The organism is Providencia rettgeri, assembly GCF_041075285.1.
GTDB lineage: Bacteria > Pseudomonadota > Gammaproteobacteria > Enterobacterales > Enterobacteriaceae > Providencia > Providencia rettgeri_G.
The window spans coordinates 2,982,699-2,999,600 of sequence record NZ_CP163512.1 but is presented as its reverse complement, the minus strand read 5'-3'; the positions used below and the strand labels follow the sequence as shown (position 1 = coordinate 2,999,600).

17 protein-coding genes are annotated in these 16,902 nt (G+C 41.1%); 12 read left to right on the top strand and 5 right to left on the bottom strand.

What is annotated here, in order from left to right; genetic code table 11:
- Positions 1-9 precede the first annotated feature (9 nt).
- The 11 genes from AB6N04_RS13675 to AB6N04_RS13625 all read left to right on the top strand — a co-directional run bounded on the left by AB6N04_RS13675 (position 10) and on the right by AB6N04_RS13625 (position 8,133).
- Complete coding sequence (locus AB6N04_RS13675) at positions 10-762, top strand: fimbria/pilus periplasmic chaperone (protein ID WP_369308852.1); 753 nt, start codon at positions 10-12, stop codon at positions 760-762.
- 13 nt (positions 763-775) lie between these two features.
- On the top strand, positions 776-1,357 hold the full coding sequence (locus tag AB6N04_RS13670; protein WP_369308851.1) for a fimbrial protein: 582 nt from the start codon (positions 776-778) through the stop codon (positions 1,355-1,357).
- Positions 1,350-1,904: a fimbrial protein gene (locus AB6N04_RS13665; protein ID WP_369308850.1), complete on the top strand. Its 555-nt coding sequence runs from the start codon at positions 1,350-1,352 to the stop codon at positions 1,902-1,904. Before AB6N04_RS13670 ends, AB6N04_RS13665 begins: the two co-directional genes overlap by 8 nt.
- 11 nt (positions 1,905-1,915) lie before the next feature.
- Entirely contained in the window at positions 1,916-2,404 is a 489-nt protein-coding gene (locus AB6N04_RS13660; protein ID WP_369308849.1) for a pilus assembly protein, read from the top strand.
- Positions 2,404-2,934, top strand: coding sequence for a fimbrial protein (locus AB6N04_RS13655; protein WP_369308848.1), 531 nt, complete (start codon positions 2,404-2,406; stop codon positions 2,932-2,934). The genes AB6N04_RS13660 and AB6N04_RS13655 overlap by 1 nt, the downstream gene beginning before the upstream one ends.
- Before the next feature lie 17 nt (positions 2,935-2,951).
- Complete coding sequence (locus AB6N04_RS13650) at positions 2,952-3,797, top strand: adhesin (protein ID WP_369308847.1); 846 nt, start codon at positions 2,952-2,954, stop codon at positions 3,795-3,797.
- Positions 3,798-3,828: 31 nt separating this feature from the next.
- The gene (locus AB6N04_RS13645) at positions 3,829-4,101 is read left to right on the top strand and encodes a helix-turn-helix domain-containing protein (RefSeq protein ID WP_369308846.1); all 273 of its coding nucleotides are present in this window, start codon (positions 3,829-3,831) and stop codon (positions 4,099-4,101) included.
- 361 nt (positions 4,102-4,462) lie between these two features.
- Positions 4,463-5,431 carry a siderophore ABC transporter substrate-binding protein gene (locus AB6N04_RS13640; protein WP_369308845.1) on the top strand — a complete coding sequence of 323 codons (969 nt, stop codon included), beginning with the start codon at positions 4,463-4,465 and terminating at the stop codon, positions 5,429-5,431.
- 3 nt (positions 5,432-5,434) lie between these two features.
- On the top strand, positions 5,435-6,397 hold the full coding sequence (locus tag AB6N04_RS13635) for an ABC transporter permease (protein WP_369308844.1): 963 nt from the start codon (positions 5,435-5,437) through the stop codon (positions 6,395-6,397).
- On the top strand, positions 6,384-7,373 hold the full coding sequence (locus tag AB6N04_RS13630) for an iron chelate uptake ABC transporter family permease subunit (RefSeq protein WP_369308843.1): 990 nt from the start codon (positions 6,384-6,386) through the stop codon (positions 7,371-7,373). The genes AB6N04_RS13635 and AB6N04_RS13630 overlap by 14 nt, the downstream gene beginning before the upstream one ends.
- Position 7,374: 1 nt before the next feature.
- Positions 7,375-8,133, top strand: coding sequence for an ABC transporter ATP-binding protein (locus AB6N04_RS13625; RefSeq protein WP_369308842.1), 759 nt, complete (start codon positions 7,375-7,377; stop codon positions 8,131-8,133).
- Positions 8,134-8,275: 142 nt separating this feature from the next.
- On the opposite strand, the gene AB6N04_RS13620 is transcribed toward AB6N04_RS13625, so the two are convergent.
- The 5 genes from AB6N04_RS13620 to dsdX form a co-directional block, all read right to left on the bottom strand.
- A complete protein-coding gene (locus AB6N04_RS13620; RefSeq protein ID WP_369308841.1) occupies positions 8,276-9,742 on the bottom strand; it encodes a hypothetical protein in 1,467 nt (488 codons plus the stop codon).
- A 228-nt stretch (positions 9,743-9,970) separates the two neighbouring features.
- Entirely contained in the window at positions 9,971-10,471 is a 501-nt protein-coding gene (locus AB6N04_RS13615) for a RidA family protein (protein ID WP_047756849.1), read from the bottom strand.
- 122 nt (positions 10,472-10,593) lie between these two features.
- Positions 10,594-12,012 (bottom strand): NAD(P)/FAD-dependent oxidoreductase, encoded by a 1,419-nt coding sequence (locus AB6N04_RS13610; RefSeq protein ID WP_369308840.1) that lies wholly within the window; start codon positions 12,010-12,012, stop codon positions 10,594-10,596.
- Positions 12,013-13,032: 1,020 nt separating this feature from the next.
- Entirely contained in the window at positions 13,033-14,367 is a 1,335-nt protein-coding gene (locus tag AB6N04_RS13605) for a D-serine ammonia-lyase (RefSeq protein ID WP_369308839.1), read from the bottom strand.
- Between the two features lie 12 nt (positions 14,368-14,379).
- Positions 14,380-15,717: a D-serine transporter DsdX gene (dsdX, locus tag AB6N04_RS13600; RefSeq protein WP_369308838.1), complete on the bottom strand. Its 1,338-nt coding sequence runs from the start codon at positions 15,715-15,717 to the stop codon at positions 14,380-14,382.
- Between the two features lie 209 nt (positions 15,718-15,926).
- Between dsdX and dsdC the strand changes: the two genes are divergently transcribed.
- On the top strand, positions 15,927-16,880 hold the full coding sequence (gene dsdC, locus AB6N04_RS13595; protein WP_369308837.1) for a DNA-binding transcriptional regulator DsdC: 954 nt from the start codon (positions 15,927-15,929) through the stop codon (positions 16,878-16,880).
- Positions 16,881-16,902 lie beyond the last annotated feature (22 nt).

Genomic DNA, 16,902 nt, shown 5'->3' with positions numbered 1-16,902 from the left:
TTAGGAATTATGAACATTAAAAAGATTGCGTTTATTACAACAACACTCACTTTATCTGCCGTCTTGTGTGGCCAAGCTCTGGCAGCCATTGCATTGGATAGAACGCGTGTTATTTTCAATGGTGGCGATAAAACCATCAGTTTAAATATTAAAAATGAAAATAAGGAGTTACCTTACCTCGCTCAAGGATGGATTGAAGATATTGATGGTAACAAAATTGAATCACCGTTAGTCGTTTTACCGCCAGTACAACGTGTTGAAGCTGGCGAAAGTAGCCAAGTGAAAATCCAATCTTTACCTGATGTTAATAAGTTGCCTCAGGATAGAGAAAGTGTTTTTTACTTTAACCTGCGTGAAATTCCACCACGTAGCAAAGAAGCGAATGTATTGCAGATTGCATTACAAACACGAATTAAATTGTTCTATCGCCCGAAAGGACTATATGCGACTCGTACTGATTTAGAAAATCCATGGCAAGAGAAAATTACGCTGACGCGTAAAGGTGATGCTTATGAAGTGACGAATCCAACAGCGTATTTTGTCACAATTGTGGATGCGAGTTCAAAAGTGGGTGGTGATACGGTCAGCCAATTTGAACCATTAATGATATCGCCAAAAAGTAACGGAATGCTTAAAGGCAGCGCCAGCGCAATGGGTGCAAAGCCTGTCCTAACATACATCAATGACTATGGTGGTCGACCTAAGTTGACGTTTAGTTGCTCAGGTTCAACGTGTAAAGTTGAATCCGCGACAAATCAATAACGGAGATTAACGAATGAAAAGGACTCTCCTGATAAGTACTATCATACTCAGCACAACTCCAGTGTTTGCATCAGGAGCGGATGCTTGGGATATCGATGGATTACATGGAACATTGACAGTAAATGGCATGATGACAGAAGCACCTTGCTCAATGGATGTGACGAAGTCTATAAGCCAAGAAGTGTCTCTGGGGGAGATCCCTTCTTATTTACTGCGTAACCCGGGTGATAGAGCAGAACCAGTGTCATTCGAGTTAGAGTTTCGAAACTGCATTAGAACTCAAAGCCGATTAAGGGATATCAGAACGGACACGCCAACATGGGATGCCATTCAACCTGTCATTTCTATTTCTTTTGTTGCGGTATCTAACAAAGATTATCCGGGAATGCTCAGTGTGAAAGGCGTATCTGGCTTGGCGTTAGAAGTCACTGATGCACAAGGCGAAGATATTCGTCTTGGAAGCCAAGGACGCCCTCAGTTTCTTGATGCACCGCAGGGGACTCTTCAGTATTTTGTCACGCCAGTAAGAACTCCTGAAAAACTGACGGAAGGTAGTTTTAGCGCAGTCATGGACTTTAAGGTGGATTATGATTGATTTTAAAAAGCAGTGGTATCTGCCAGTATCATTTCTCGCTGGAGTACTTTTAACATCAGTGTCAAATGCAGCTTTGCCTGAATCACGTTTAGCACCGCTATCAAATACACGTGCAACATCATCAGGTGTAGTCTGGGTACAGATAGAAGGAGTGGTGGATGAACCACCCGCATGCAAAATCAATGGCGGTAATGTGATTACGGTAGACTTTGAAGACGTGATGAGTACGCGTATTGATGGCGTTGCATACAGTAAGCCGATTAATTACAACATTGTGTGTGACAAAAGACCGACGGAACAAATGAAAATGACGTTAGAGGGAGATCCTGCGTATTTTGATCCAACACGGGCGGTAAGAACGAATATTCCTGGTTTAGGTGTTGGATTTACTTATAACGGAAGCCGACTTAAATTAAAACAAGAAGTGAAGTTTGTTTATCCAAATGCACCTCAATTTGAGGCTGTACCTGTTCGTGATATGTCAACCGTATTGAATATCGGTGGTCCTTTTACCGCCGGTGTTACAATTAAACTTGATTATCAGTGAGGGGCTGGAAAATGCATATCTTAATGAAAAAGCTTCCTATGATAGTTAGTTTGCTTACATTTCCAGTCAGCATAGCGTTTGCGGCTGATAATGTTGAGTTTACTGGTACTCTGCTTATTCCGCCACCTTGTACGGTATTTGAGGATAAAGTCTACGTAATTGAATATAAAGATATTGGTTTACATAAGGTTGATGGTGTTAATTTTACGAAAACCATTAACTATGCACTTAAGTGCGATGACAACTTAAAAGGGTGGGATTTAATGTTGACCATTAAAGGAATTTCAACCGATTTTGATAAGTCAGCACTTGAAACAAAAATTAAAGATCTTGGTATGCGCATTACACAAAATGGCATTGGCTTCGAAATCAATAAACCACTAAAAATTAGCTATGGTCAGCCTCCTGTCTTAGAGGTTGTGCCAGTAAAAAGACCTGGAACCACATTGCCTGAAAAACAATTTAGCGCAGTCGGGACATTGCTTGCGGAGTACCAATAATGAATAGGTTAATTCAATATATGGTCGCCGGTGCTTTACTTATTAATGCCAGTAACGTGTTAGCTGTACCTGATAACTTAAGAATCACTGGTAACCTCGTAGAAGAGCCTTGTATCATTTTACCCGGTGATGAAAATATTCAAATGGAATTTTTTGATACACCAGAAAAAAACTTTTATTCCTACGGAAAAACACAGAGTAAAGAATTTGTTATTAAATTAGTAGAGTGTGATACCACCCTAGGAAAAAGAGTAGAAGTTACGTTTTCGGGAACACCAAGCTTGGCATTGCCTGGTTTTTTAGCGTTATCAGCGGGTAGTGTGGCTTCAGGATTTGCGATTGGTTTACAAAACGCAGATAAATCACCACTGAATATTGAAGAAAAAGGTGCCAAGATCACCTTACAAGATGGGATTAACCAATTACGTTTTTATGCTTATTTAAAGGGGGAACCAGACGCGATTGCAAATAAGTCAATTAAAGTCGGCCCTTACAGTGCAGTAGCAACATTTAAACTCGATTATGAATAATGAGGCTGTGAATTAACATGAAAGTGTTCTTATCTGTATTATTTTGTGCAGTCATGTTTTCATCATCTGCATCAGCGGCAATTTTTTCTTATATAACTAAATCTACTGGAACGTCGGATAACGCTACCTATTACTTTGAAATTGCACGTTGGGATGATTATCCTCCCACGACACCAAATGAGTGCCCATATAAATATCCAAACAAATGCTATATCACGATTAACCATAAACACACGAAAAGTGGAAGACCCGGTGCATCAACATACCCAGCAGTAGAGGTGACAAGGCTTAGTACAATGAATGATGTTAAACGAGCCTTTACAAGAGTCCACCGTATTCCTTTTCCTGGCGAAACAAAGCATTTTGGCGAACAACTAGAACCAACTCAAGAGTGTGTGGGGTTATTTTTCCAACCGACTGAAGGTAAGACGACAGGTCAAAATGGTTCCGAAGGGGAAATGCTAAGGGGGTCTTTATGCGGAATAGCACCACCTCCTGTAGGGGCTTGTAAGATTGTTAACACTACTCCTATTATCAATTTCGGCCGAATTAGTGAAGGTGAACTAGCTGGAAAAAAGGCCGATGTCACCATCAATGTCACTTGTAACTTAGCGATGGATGTAATGGTAATTGCAACAGGGAAATCTGGGATGGGTAGCCGAGAAAACTTACGAAGTGATGGTAGCTTATATGCAAATCTAACTTTAGGTGACAATAACACACCAAGTGAGAATGGTTTTAAATTATACGTTCCAAAGGATGGTATAAACAATGTAAAACTTTATGCGACATTAGGAACTAATGGTCGTGTTAAGCCGGGTCCATTCAATGGTTCTGCGGCACTTATTCTAACTGTACCTTAATTCTAACTGTACCTTAATAAATGGTGAAAATATGTATTCAGAAAACGGTAGTGAAAAAATCCATTATATGGTCGGTCAAAGGATCTTAGAGAAACGGAGAGAGCTGGGGTATACCGGCTTTCAACTGGCTCAACTGCTAGGTGTAAGCCAGCAACAAATCTCTCGTTATGAAAGAGGGAAGATCAAAATTGACCTATTCCATCTGTTTAAGCTTTCATTTTTGATGGGAACACCGATTGATTGGTTCCTTGAAGATATCAGTTCGCAGCTCAATGAAAATGGGCGATTAGACGACATCCATTGATGAAAGTTTAAATCAGTATTAATGATAAATAGGCTGGGATTACGTTTTCTGCTACTCGTTGTCATAAAGTTATCAGAAAGCAAACACAGTCGAAGACTCAGCCTATTTATTTTTTGCCTAATACTGAACGCATTGACTATCCGTAATTTTAATCATTTCCGTTCTACTATTTTCTATTGCAAATCGTTACCTTGGTTGACATCCATCTCTAAAATTGAGGATTTTGTGCGGTCTGACACCTTTTTAGTAAATGCAAATGCAAACTAATATCATTAGCGCTTAATAACGTGTAAGATACCCTCCTCTTTGACACGTTGGGATTTTATCATCAGTACTTTTATAGATGGATGGAGGAAATGAGATGTTTGCAAAATCATTAGTTTCAGGCCTTGCCTTATTATCTGCTTTAGTCTTGGCGGGTTGTGATGACACGAAAGAAACGGCAGGAACAACCCAACCTGCTGAGAAACAAACGATTACGATTGAGCACGTTCAAGGTAAGACTGAAATTCCTCGTCATCCGCAAAAAGTGATTGTGATGAATATGGAAACGCTGGATATCATGGATGCATTAGGTGCTCCAGTGGCTGGTGTTCCACAAACCAACGTCCGTTTCCCTGAGTTTTTAACCAAATATAGCGGTTCAGAATATATTAATGGCGGGACGCTGTTTGAGCCCGCTTATGAAGCATTAAGTAATGCAAAACCCGATCTGATTTTAGGCGGTAGCCGTGCTCGTGATGCCTATGACAAGCTAAGTGGTGTTGCGCCAACCATTTCTTTAGATATTGATAACAAAAACTTCATTGGCAGCTTAACTGAACGTACTAATGAACTAGGTATGTTATTTGGAAAAGAAGATGAAGCTAAAAAGTTGATTGCTGATTTCAACACGAAAATTGATGGTATCAAAACCAAGGCACCCACAGCCGGTAAAGCAATGGTGATTTTAGTGAGTGGCGGTAAGATTTCAGCTTATGGCCCAGGTTCACGCTTCGGCTTTATTTTTGATGTGTTAGGTTTTGAACCTGCTTATGTATTTGAAGAAAATACAGGGCGCCACGGTAATATCGTTAATGCCGAGCTACTCGTGAAGTTAAACCCAGACTGGCTGTTTGTCATTGACCGTGATAGTGCGATTGGTAAAGCAGATGCGCAACCCGCAGCGGAAGTCCTTGATAACGCATTAGTAAGAAAAACAGCAGCGTGGGAAAAAGGCCAAATTACCTACCTTGACCCAACAGCGGTATACATCGCAGGCGGTATCCAAACTTATTCTCAATTAATGGATGATATCAATACTGCATTAGAGAAGAGCCAAGCAAAATAACCCATGAAAACGCTTTATCTTTTTTGTGGAATTATCGCTTTATTGGTTTTAGCGGTTTTAAGCTTGTTTGTTGGAGCGGGTGATGTGTCACCCGTTTCGCTTTTCACCGACCCAGAGATGCAAGACATCTTTTTTATTAGCCGAATTCCCCGAACTGTCTCCTTAATTTTAGCGGGTAGTGCCATGAGTGTTGCAGGGCTTATCATGCAGTTACTCACACAAAACCGCTTTGTTGAGCCTTCTCTTGCTGGAACCACACAGTCTGCAAGCTTAGGTTTACTGACCGTAATGATCCTGTTTCCTGCGGCAAGTATTATGACCAAAATGGTCGTTGCGAGTGGCTTTGCCCTGATCGGCACAATGCTGTTTATGATGTTATTACGCCGAGTGATTTTAAAGTCCGCGTTGATTGTCCCATTAGTTGGGATCATGTTAGGTGCCGTCATTAGCGCATTAACTATCTTCACTGCCTATTATTTTGATTTACTCCAATCCCTTGGGGCATGGATGAGTGGTGACTTCTCGAGCATCATTCAAGGTCGCTATGAACTACTTTGGCTGGTGGGCATTCTGACGCTAATCGCGTGTTGGATTGCAGACAGCTTTACTGTCGCTGGCATGGGGCGTGAGTTTTCCATCAATGTGGGGCTCAATTATCGTAAAGTCATGACTGTCGGCTTATCCATTATCGCCCTAGTTAGCGGAGTGGTGGTGGTAGTGGTTGGGGCCTTACCTTTCCTTGGCTTAATTATTCCAAATCTTGTGAGTTTAGTGATGGGGGATAACATACGCAAAACCATTCCATGGATATGTATTGCGGGTGGTAGCTTAGTGTTATTGTGCGACATTATTGGGCGTTTAATCCGCTATCCATTTGAAATACCAGCAAGTGTGATTTTAGGTGTGGTTGGCGCGGTTATTTTTTTATATTTACTGTTGAAGCAACAACGTTATGCAAAAAGTTAATTCCGCAATTGCGTTAGCAAAACCGAAAAAGGGGTTAACGCCTTTGCAAAGAATAGGGATATTGCTAGCTTTATCGCTGCTTTCCATTGTGCTGTATATGACCATTAACCTCGGTAATAACCTTGCATATATTCTGCCACATCGTGGCTATATTGTGTTGACGATGATCGTTGTCGCGTTTGCTGCTGGGGTGTCGACGGTACTGTTCCAAACTATCGCAAATAATAAAATACTGACACCATCAATCATGGGGCTTGAAGCTCTGTTTGTTTTGCTGCAAACCATTTTTATTTTTTATACCGACAGTTTCCCCGCCTCATGGCTATTAAATATCGGTAAATTCTTGTTGGAATCGACCTTGCTTGTGCTGTTTTCGGTGTTGCTTTATCGCTGGTTATTTGTCTCTGTGAAAATGAATATCAACCTTGTATTGATGGTGGGTATTATTTTAGGCACTCTATTTCGCAGTGTGGCAACGCTACTTCAGCGCTTAATGGATCCCAATGAGTTTTCCATTTTACAAAGCCGTATGTTTGCAACATTTACACGTGGCACACCAGAGCTTATTTTCTTTACCCTGCTGATTACTGTGGTTGTTGGGGTGTTGTTATGGCGGATGCGCTATTGCTTTGATGTTTTGGCATTAGGACAGGCGAATGCTATTAATCTCGGTATTAACTATCGCCAGCAAGTTACTGTAATTTTACTTCTGATCTCCATCTTAGTGGCGGTTTCAACGGCTTTGGTTGGGCCATTGACCTTCTTAGGGCTGATGGTGGCAAATTTGGCCTATTTTATCAGTGGTAGCAGCCAGCACCGTTATTTACTACCCGTTTCTTTCTTGTTGGGAGTGATAGCGCTGATAGGTGGGCAACTTGTCCTTGAATATGGCCTAAATATGGCGGGAACCTTGTCCGTTGTTATTGAGTTTGTCGGTGGAATATTCTTTATTTATATGGTGTTAAGAAGGTTTTAGCATGATTGAAATTAGTCAGATATCGAAAAGTTATCAGGATACTAAAGTCTTAGATAACGTCACAACAACGATTAAAAATAGCGGTATCACCTCAATTATCGGCCCAAACGGTGCAGGTAAATCTACCTTATTGTCGATTATAGGGCGCTTATTAACGCCGGATGAAGGCGGTCATGTTAAGGTCAATGAGTTAGATGTTTCGACAACGGCGAGTGACAAGCTGGCTAGGTGTCTATCCGTGCTACGCCAAGAAAATCAGTTTGCGAGCCGCTTAACGGTGGAAGAGCTCGTGGGTTTTGGCCGTTATCCGTATACTAAAGGCCGTTTAAACCTTGAAGATAAACAAAAAATTGATGAGTCCTTGTCATTTTTAAATCTGTCAGATTTACGTCACCGCTATTTAGATGAACTTTCGGGTGGGCAGCGCCAGCGTGCTTATGTTGCAATGGTTTTATGCCAAGATACAGAATATGTTCTGCTGGATGAACCATTGAATAATCTCGATATGAAACATGCCGTTATTATGATGAAACTGTTGCGTCGTGCGGCAGATGAATTAGGCAAAACCATTATCTTAGTGATCCACGATATTAATTTTGCATCCGTGTATTCAGACTATATTGTGGCATTAAGAAACGGTCGCCTGTCTTACCATGGTAAACCAGAAGAGATTATGAAATCGGAGATTATTGAAGATATTTTTGATACACCAGTTGAAATTAAGCAGGTGGATGATCAGTTTATTGCATTGTATTACTAAATTTTCGTCATTTTCGTCATACTTTGAGCTGTAGCTGTGTTGGCTACGTTCAGCTACTCGGGTCACATACTTGTGTGTGCTCCCCGAGATATCTTCATTTGCCGCCTTGCTACAGTTCGAATGATTTAGACAATTCAAAGGGCTACTGCGATAAAATCTCAATATCTTCGTCGGTGGTGAGTAAATCCAGCGATTGAAGCACTTCCAAGCGTTTGATCCCATCGGCATTAACCACTAATCGCGCTAGCTCATTGTAGGTTTGTTTATCCATTGTGACGCGGCGGCAGAGGTAAATATGGTAGACCTTTTCACCAATAATTGCTGGTTCGTCGTCATTCATGGTGAGTTCTTCATAACTAATATCAATGTACTTTAAAAAATCAGAAATATTAAAGCGGGTGATATCAGCTATCGAAGATTGGTTCTTTTCAAATACCGCTTGGCGATTATGCAGTAACACATCTTTTCGGTAATATAAAATATCCTCCATGCGCTGCACGTTAACTAAATTAACCCAGTGGGACTGTTGGCGCATTTCACGAATATCAGGGGATAGCATCCCTTCACTGATAAACCGAAAAGATTCTTTACATACGCCCACTGGTGCTTTAACTCCCTCACGATAAATGCGCAGTTGGCGGTCTGGGATCCACTTTTGGAAAATGCGATACAGTTGCTCTCGACCAATTTCTTTAAGCCTATCTTTGAAGATATAACCAATGACCATTGCTAAAAAGAGGTTAGCACTTAAGGCTCCGTATTTACCTTGCCAAAGAAATGCTATCAAGGTGGCAAAAATCATCGAAATTGCAGCGGCGATACCATAAATAGAGTGAAGCAGTAGTGGTAACCCTCTTTTATGGCGGATATCCAGATACAAATAGCGATTAACATATTTTTTTAATAAGTTGCGACGGTAAGTGACTAACTCTGCATCGGCTTCATCACTTGGAAAGCAGTCGGGATAATGTTTTTTTAAGTAACGAATCTCTTGATACCAAAAATGGCGCATTTCTTCGCGTAATGGTATTTGTTTATCGGCCAGCAAATCGTGCAGATAGCTCATGGCGTAGTAAGTCATAAACTCATCACAATAGCAAAATGCATTAGAGTGGATGGTTTCTTCTATGCTTGTCGCAAGTGGAAGTAATGCTCTGTATGTATTTAAGCATTTTTCAATATCAGCCATGAGACCTGTCAGGTATTCAACGGTTTGCCGCTGTGGGTTTTGGCTTACCATTTTAAGATTCAGGCGCACGGTTCGCTTAAAGGTTAATGCATACCGTTTAAGCTTATTCTCATATTCATCCAGTGATGGGGGGTTGAGTAGGTCACATTTTTCTAACCATTGCTTAAGCTCATCTAACTCCCCATTTTCGGCAGGTAATGATGATAGCTTTACAGTGGGTGGGCGCAGCCTAATATAGTTTTTTAGGCTACGCTGTAGGTTTGAGGCGGTGTAAAGGTCTGGGTTGACTTGCAGTGAAGAAGGTAAAAAGAAAAACGTTTCAACTTGGTAGCGGATCTCTTTAGATTTGCGTGGAAATAAAACCTTTTGTTTGATTTCAAACTGTTTTTTCCCGTGGATCTTGAGAGACTCTTTAATCATATCTTGCCTTTGATGTTGTCATATTTTTATTTTTAGCGACTGCTTAGATAATGGCAGCATAGCATGTTTATTTGCTAAGGTATTTAAGGCTATAGCATATAGGAAACGGTCGTGACAAACTGTGAAATAAGGTTGGAGAATATTGCAGTAAACAGAGGATGGTTGGTGCTAAAAATAACGAGGCATATCACTATGCCCCATTATTTATGTATTCTTCGTCAGAATAACTTATTTTTTCGCAGCAGGACGAACCGCTGTGACTTCAATTTCGACTCTCCAAGCTGGGTTTGCCAGTTTTGCGACTTGGAAAGTTGAACGAGCTGGCAGATTAGTGATTTTTTCAGACTCATAGAATTTGTTGTAACCAGCCATAAAGCCAGCAAAGTCCATAGTGCCTTGAGTTTCTTCACCACCAACTAAGAAAACTTGCATTTTAACAACGTCGTTCATGGTCAAACCCATGCCTTCAAGGTTAGCTTGGATTTGTTTTAACACGTTGATAGTTTGTGCTTCGGTATTACCATAAGACTCTAAAACGCCTTCTTTTGCATCTGGAGAGATTTTAGAAGGTACTTTTCCGCTTAGGAAAATAAGGTTGCCCGCGCTGATTTCTACTGATTCAGAGATAGGGAATCCTTTCACTGGAACGCGTTTAACATCTTCAGCTGCATTCGCACTTGCTACACCTAAAATCAAAGGCAGAGAAAGCAATAAAGTTTTATAGCGCATGTAAACTCCTTAACATTATCAAAGTAAAGAGGATCTATCGGTTTTACCTAAAACTAAATTTTAGTTTAGTCTAATTCCATTGACTGATAGATCCCAGTAAAAAAACGCGCCTTTTTCGTTTATTAATTAAAACGAGAAAGTTTATACGGTGTTGGATCGATAAATGGTGTTTCACCCATTAATAATTCAGCCGTTAAACGACCAGAGGCAGGGCTTTCAGTCATCCCCCAACCTGTCGCGGTGTTGATGACTAAACCTGGGTACTGCTCAACGGTTGAAATAATTGGAATTTCATCATCTGTTGGTGCAACAGTACCACCCCAACGTTCAACCACTTTAGACTCTTTAAATACAGGGAACTCTTTTCTCAGTCTTTCCAGAACGCCATCTAAATGTTCGTTGTTTGGCGTATTGGTCGCTGTACGGAACTCTTCAAATGGTGTCTTCTCATCTAAGTTCCAGGATGTCGCCATCATGAAGGAGTTAAAGAGATCCTTACCGATAGAGAATTCTAATGGTAATTCTCCGCCGCTTAATACGTGTAGGAATCTTGGACCTAACAGGAAGCTATCTTTCACAATAGAGCTGGTAAAGATACGTGGTGCAACAGCATAGGTACCATCAGCTTGTTCACGGAAGTGGATACCATTAGGTAAGTGGACGTTACCTTTCGGCGCACCTGGAACGCCTGAAATGCGTTGTTGTGACAGGTAAACGTTCAGTGTTGGAACGTCAATACCTAAGTTACCCATAAACAGACGCGACCAAATACCACCAGTCAGAACGACACGAGAGGTTTTGATAGCCCCTTTTTCAGTCACAACATCAGAAATTTTACCGCCTGCGGTTTCAAGGCCGCGCACTGCACAGTTGGTATAGATACGGATACCAATTGATTTTGCGTAGTTTGCCATGGTTGGGGTGACGGTTTCTGGGTCAAGACTACCGGAGTCTTCTTCAAATCCACCAATTTTCCATGGGGTTTGAGCGCCAACCAGACGATTTGCCAGCTCAGTACCTTCAATCATACGGGTACGTAATGGGGTATCGAAACCTGGGTTTTCAGAGGCAGATTTGATCCACGCTCTTGCAACTTCTAAATCTTCTTCGCTTGACGGAACTTCAACGCGGCCTTGAACACGGTAGCTAGTGTCAGCACCGATTTTTTCGTTCATACCGAGCCATTGAATTTTCCCATAGTGGTGTAAAGGGAAAATCGCTGGTGAGGTTTTATAGCTGATGATTTGGCTATATGCACGACCTGATTGCTCACCGCCGACAACGCCTTTTTCACAGATAACAACATTTAAGCCTTTTTCAGCAAGGTTAATTGCTGTCATGATCCCTTGAAGGCCGGCACCGATAATAACTGCATCCGCAGACTCGGGTAATTTGCCTTCAGTGCCAGCGACAGCGGGTACGCGTGATGGTGTAGATTCGAAACGGCCTTCACGACGGATCATCGGAACGACAGCCGCCCCCCCTGCTAAAACACCAGCAGCACCAACCCCTAATAATAGCTTTCTTCTCGAGATTTTCATCTATAACCTCAATAACAATCTTGTTTTTTATATAGTAAATAATTTCAAATTGAGATAATGATCTTATCATATATTTTTATATTGTTAAGTGGTGGTAGCATTTGTTAATAAAGGTCGACGAAATGAAGGTGAACGTAAATGGAAATAGTCAGTGCTGTAAAGGGTTTGTCGAAGATTTCTATAATTTGTATATTAGCAAACTAATGATTTTGAAATAATGATGTCACTAAAAGTGTACAGGTGTAAACTTAATTATTTTGCTTAAGTTGTGTTTTTTAGGTTAGTTGAGTAAAAAAACTAAAATAACCAATGACAGAAGAAAATGCTAAATATGGGTTAAGTCATATAGGATAAAAAATAATACAAAAATTGTTTCTCAATTAAATGGATGTATTAATTTTGTTCTTTTTGTGGTGAATTAAGCAACAGTGTTTAACCTTTTGAATTTTAATGCATGAAATGCGCATTCTCGACTTTTTATGCTTATTTTTAAATATAATAATATGATAAATAATGATTTTTAATTTATCTTTATCTTTGTCGTTTCATTAAAAATGATAAACCTATTATTTACTAGGGGTAATCATCTAAAGTTTTTAAAATGATTTATTTTGCGATGAAAAATAAATATAACTAATGTGTTGTTTATTTAAGCAAACAATTAGATATATCAGAAGGTAAGATAGATTAACGATCCGAGTGATATTAATCACTGAGCTATTTGATTAAATATCATTAATGAATTTATTGGTTAATAAGATTGTTATGAGATATATCGTAATAAAAACACAAAGATATTAATCATCTATAAATCAGGTGGCTAAATAGCCATCTAATAATAAGGAATATATTATTTAGCTATTTTACTCTATTAGTGGATATGCATTGTGCTGAAGTCAATGATTAGCGATATAGTCATTTCCTGTGGGAATTAGAATTAAAAAACCAGCATAATCCTCTGGTTAAGTTTCATGCCCTTTTCTTATCAATAGAAAAGGGCATGAAGTCGGTAAAAAAGGCTTAACTCAACTTAGCCTGTGCTAAATATTTTGCCATTTCGTCTGCTGGCACCATACCGCCGCCCGTTGCCCACACAAGGTGAGTGGCATTAGTCATCGATTCTGGTGTTAGGGAGTTAGACTGTAAATAGTCCGTATTTTGGCTGACATGAATACAACCTGTCATACCCGCGAGTGCGGAAGGTTCTAATTTAATGGACTCTGTTTGATTGAGTAACCCTAATAGGTTATACATCTCCTGATCATCAAGGGTGTAATAGCCATCGATCAGTCGTTCCATTGCTCGCCCCACAAAACCAGAGGCACGCCCAACAGCAAGCCCGTCTGCCGCGGTGATATTATCAATACCAATTTCTTGTACAGAAATACCATCATGTAGCCCCGTATGGACGCCCAAAAGCATACATGGTGAGTGTGTTGGCTCTGCAAATAGGCAGTGTACAGCATCACCAAACGCCAGCTTTAGTCCAAAAGCAACACCACCAGGGCCACCCCCCACACCACAAGGCAGATAGACAAATAATGGATGGTGGTTATCGACGGTAATACCTTGTTCTGCAAATTGTTTTTTTAAACGCAGCCCTGCCACAGCATAACCTAAAAATAGGGTGGTGGAGTTCTCATCGTCAATAAAGAAACAATTTGGGTCTTGTTCCGCTTCTTTACGACCTTGTTCCACGGCAATACTATAATCTTGTTCATATTCAACGACATTAACACCGTGTGAACGCAGTTTGTCTTTCTTCCACTGCCTTGCATCCGCCGACATATGCACGCTTACGCTAAAGCCTAACTTGGCACTCATAATTCCAATGGACATCCCTAAGTTACCCGTTGAACCGACCGCGATGCTGTATTGGCTGAAGAATTGGCGGAATTTATCAGAAAATAAGACCTCATAATTATCATCAATGGATAATAGCCCAGCTTCTAACGCTAATTTTTCGGCGTGAGTGAGCACCTCATAAATTCCTCCTCGCGCTTTGATTGAGCCTGAAATGGGCAAGTGACTATCTTTTTTTAATAATATTTTCCCGGTGATTGGCGTTTGGTAACGAGCTTCGAGAGCGGCCTGCATCTTGGCTATTGCCACGACATCCGACTCGATAATCCCTTGAGTGATTTGCGTTTCTGGGAACGCTTTCATCAAATACGGCGCAAAACGGTTTAAACGTGCTTCGGCATCTTGCACATCGGCAAGAGTGAGTCCCACATAAGGTAAACCCGCTTCTGTAGTCGTGACCTTAGGGTTAAACCATACTACGTGTTTTAAATTGATTAAGTCCTGAACTAAAGGGTAGTCAGCAATTAACTTATTCACGTTTATCTGAGTCATAATTACTCTCTTTTAAATCACAAATGAAAGTGCAAAGGTGCCTGCCAGCGCAACAAGGGAAGCAATAAGGGTGGCGACACTGTAAAAACGAAATGTTTCAGCCAAGGTGGCATTACAATATTGTTTAACCAGCCAGAACAGGGAGTCAGTGACGATAGTACAACCAATCGCACCTGAGCCGATGGCTAAGGTCATAATTTCTGGACTGATGTGAGGGTACATTGGCATCAAGGGGGCAACAATGGCGGTTGCACCCATCATGGCAACCGTCGCAGAGCCGACGGCTGCGTGCAAAATAATGGCGACTAACCAGGCCAGTAAAATTGGGTGCATATCGATACCTGAAAGCACTAGTGCCAGAGAGTCACTGAGTCCACTGCCTTTTAAAATACCGTTAAATGCGCCACCAGCACCAATAATCAGTAAAATATTGGCAATTGAACTGAAGCTTTCTTCGGTTTTACTGAGTAATACGCTCATCCCCATATTACGACGAATACCTAACATATAATAAGCGACAAACGCGGCAATAAACATGGCCGTAATTGGGTTGCCGATAAACTGTAAGAAGGCATATAGCTGATTGTCTTTACTCATGTTTAAATCAGCCGTCGTTTTGATCAACATGAGAATAATCGGCAGTAAAACCGTCAATAACGTAGCCCCTAAAGAAGGTAAATCTTTTTCTTCACGCACTTCTAAGTCAGAGAACGCCTCAGGCACAGTTTTAAAGGGTAATCGTTCTCCTAAGAATTTAAGGAACAGTGGTCCACCCACTAATGAAGCGACTAGCCCGACAGCAAGCCCAGCGACAATTACAGTACCAATATCAGCACCTAATTCATTGGTAACAAACAGTGCCGCAGGGTGCGGTGGCACAATGCAGTGCACAGCCATCAACGCAGTACACAGTGGGATCGCAAGTTTTAATAATGAGGTCTTGGTTCTTTTAGCAATGGAAAAAGCCAGTGGGATCAATAACACGACGCCGACTTCAACAAATAGTGTGATACCGCAGATTAAACCGATCAACACCATGGTGACATCGGGGGTTAACCAGCGACTTTTTTGTAAGGTGACACCGATGCGTTCCGCTGCCCCGGAAATTTCCATCATTTTTCCGAGGATGGTTCCCAGACCGATAATGGCGGCAAGGAAACCAAGCGTACCACCAATCCCATTTTCAATGGCATTAACCATTTCTAACGGGTTCATTTTCATGGCGATACCGACAAAAAAGCTGGCGAGTAAAAGGGCTAAAAAAGGGTGAAACTTAAATTTAATAATTGAAATGATGATCAGCAAGATACTAATAACCAGCGTACCGAGCATCCACATTGTAGAGTCCATATCCTACCCCTAATTATTTTGTTGTTGTACCGCTATTGGATAATAAATATGCAGGGGTGACAAACGATGAAAGTGAGAGGTTAGATGAGCTCAATTAACTCAATGGCGTGATATTGGTCATAAAAAATGACATTTTGACGATTAGCATCATATCAATTCATGTTAAACGCATTATTCTGGAGAGATACGGAACTTGTTGAGGGGGAGCGATGGCACTTAATCTTAATTCATTTGAGCAATCTGGCTTTATTCAATGGCATAAACGGCTGTCGAGCTACCAGCTATCTCGCTTACACACCTTTGAAGCAGCGGCTCGCCATTGTTCCTTCGCCCTCGCATCACAGGAGCTCGCGTTAACCCCGAGCGCAGTAAGCCACCGAATCAATACCCTCGAAGAGGAGTTAGGTTTTAAATTGTTTGAACGTTTTCATCGACGTATTGAATTAACTGCGGATGGTGAACGTATCTATTGGGCGCTGCGTAAAAATTTGGATGATATCAACCAAGAAATTCTGGATATTAAAAACCAAGAAATTTCAGGGGAATTGACGGTGTATTCACGGCCTTCCATTGCCCAGTGTTGGCTTATCCCTAAAATTGCTGATTTTACTAACCAATATCCGTCAATTCAGCTCAATTTATTAACAGGGAACGACGATGTCAATTTTCGGGGTTATGGTATTGATGTCGCAATTTATTATGATGATATTACGCGACCTAACTTGTATTGCGAAGATTTAATGCCAGAGTCCATCGTGCCTGTTTGCAGCCCCCAATATGCCAAGCAACATGATCTCATAAACAATCTTCATCAACTTAAAAATTGCACTTTGCTACATGATCGGCAGGCTTGGAGCAGTAACTCCGACTATGATGAATGGAAAGCGTGGAGTGAACACTACCAGTTATCGTTATTTCCACACCGACGGAACCTCTGTTTTGATCGCTCAGACTTGGCGATAGTGGCAGCAATGAACCATGCTGGTGTTGCAATGGGGCGTAAGCAGTTGGTTGAAAAACGGATTAAGCGCCAAGAGCTTGTCATGCCCTTTGGGGACGTTGCGCTCAAGTGCCAACAGCGCCACTATTTTGCGATGTTAAATGAGCGGCGTAACCCCAAAGCGGATATTTTTATTCAGTGGCTAAAACAGCAAGTTAGATGAATATGCGAGTAAATTGTCGTTA

Excerpts from the sequence above, each read along its gene's own strand:
- AB6N04_RS13630 (WP_369308843.1), top strand. The coding sequence starts at position 6,384 with ATGCAAAAAGTTAATTCCGCAATTGCGTTAGCAAAACCGAAAAAGGGG.
- AB6N04_RS13610 (WP_369308840.1), bottom strand. The coding sequence starts at position 12,012 with ATGAAAATCTCGAGAAGAAAGCTATTATTAGGGGTTGGTGCTGCTGGT.
- AB6N04_RS13625 (WP_369308842.1), top strand. The coding sequence starts at position 7,375 with ATGATTGAAATTAGTCAGATATCGAAAAGTTATCAGGATACTAAAGTC.
- AB6N04_RS13650 (WP_369308847.1), top strand. The coding sequence starts at position 2,952 with ATGAAAGTGTTCTTATCTGTATTATTTTGTGCAGTCATGTTTTCATCA.
- dsdC (WP_369308837.1), top strand. The coding sequence starts at position 15,927 with ATGGCACTTAATCTTAATTCATTTGAGCAATCTGGCTTTATTCAATGG.
- AB6N04_RS13675 (WP_369308852.1), top strand. The coding sequence starts at position 10 with ATGAACATTAAAAAGATTGCGTTTATTACAACAACACTCACTTTATCT.
- AB6N04_RS13640 (WP_369308845.1), top strand. The coding sequence starts at position 4,463 with ATGTTTGCAAAATCATTAGTTTCAGGCCTTGCCTTATTATCTGCTTTA.
- AB6N04_RS13645 (WP_369308846.1), top strand. The coding sequence starts at position 3,829 with ATGTATTCAGAAAACGGTAGTGAAAAAATCCATTATATGGTCGGTCAA.
- AB6N04_RS13620 (WP_369308841.1), bottom strand. The coding sequence starts at position 9,742 with ATGATTAAAGAGTCTCTCAAGATCCACGGGAAAAAACAGTTTGAAATC.
- AB6N04_RS13615 (WP_047756849.1), bottom strand. The coding sequence starts at position 10,471 with ATGCGCTATAAAACTTTATTGCTTTCTCTGCCTTTGATTTTAGGTGTA.
- AB6N04_RS13605 (WP_369308839.1), bottom strand. The coding sequence starts at position 14,367 with ATGACTCAGATAAACGTGAATAAGTTAATTGCTGACTACCCTTTAGTT.
- AB6N04_RS13665 (WP_369308850.1), top strand. The coding sequence starts at position 1,350 with ATGATTGATTTTAAAAAGCAGTGGTATCTGCCAGTATCATTTCTCGCT.
- dsdX (WP_369308838.1), bottom strand. The coding sequence starts at position 15,717 with ATGGACTCTACAATGTGGATGCTCGGTACGCTGGTTATTAGTATCTTG.
- AB6N04_RS13670 (WP_369308851.1), top strand. The coding sequence starts at position 776 with ATGAAAAGGACTCTCCTGATAAGTACTATCATACTCAGCACAACTCCA.
- AB6N04_RS13635 (WP_369308844.1), top strand. The coding sequence starts at position 5,435 with ATGAAAACGCTTTATCTTTTTTGTGGAATTATCGCTTTATTGGTTTTA.
- AB6N04_RS13655 (WP_369308848.1), top strand. The coding sequence starts at position 2,404 with ATGAATAGGTTAATTCAATATATGGTCGCCGGTGCTTTACTTATTAAT.
- AB6N04_RS13660 (WP_369308849.1), top strand. The coding sequence starts at position 1,916 with ATGCATATCTTAATGAAAAAGCTTCCTATGATAGTTAGTTTGCTTACA.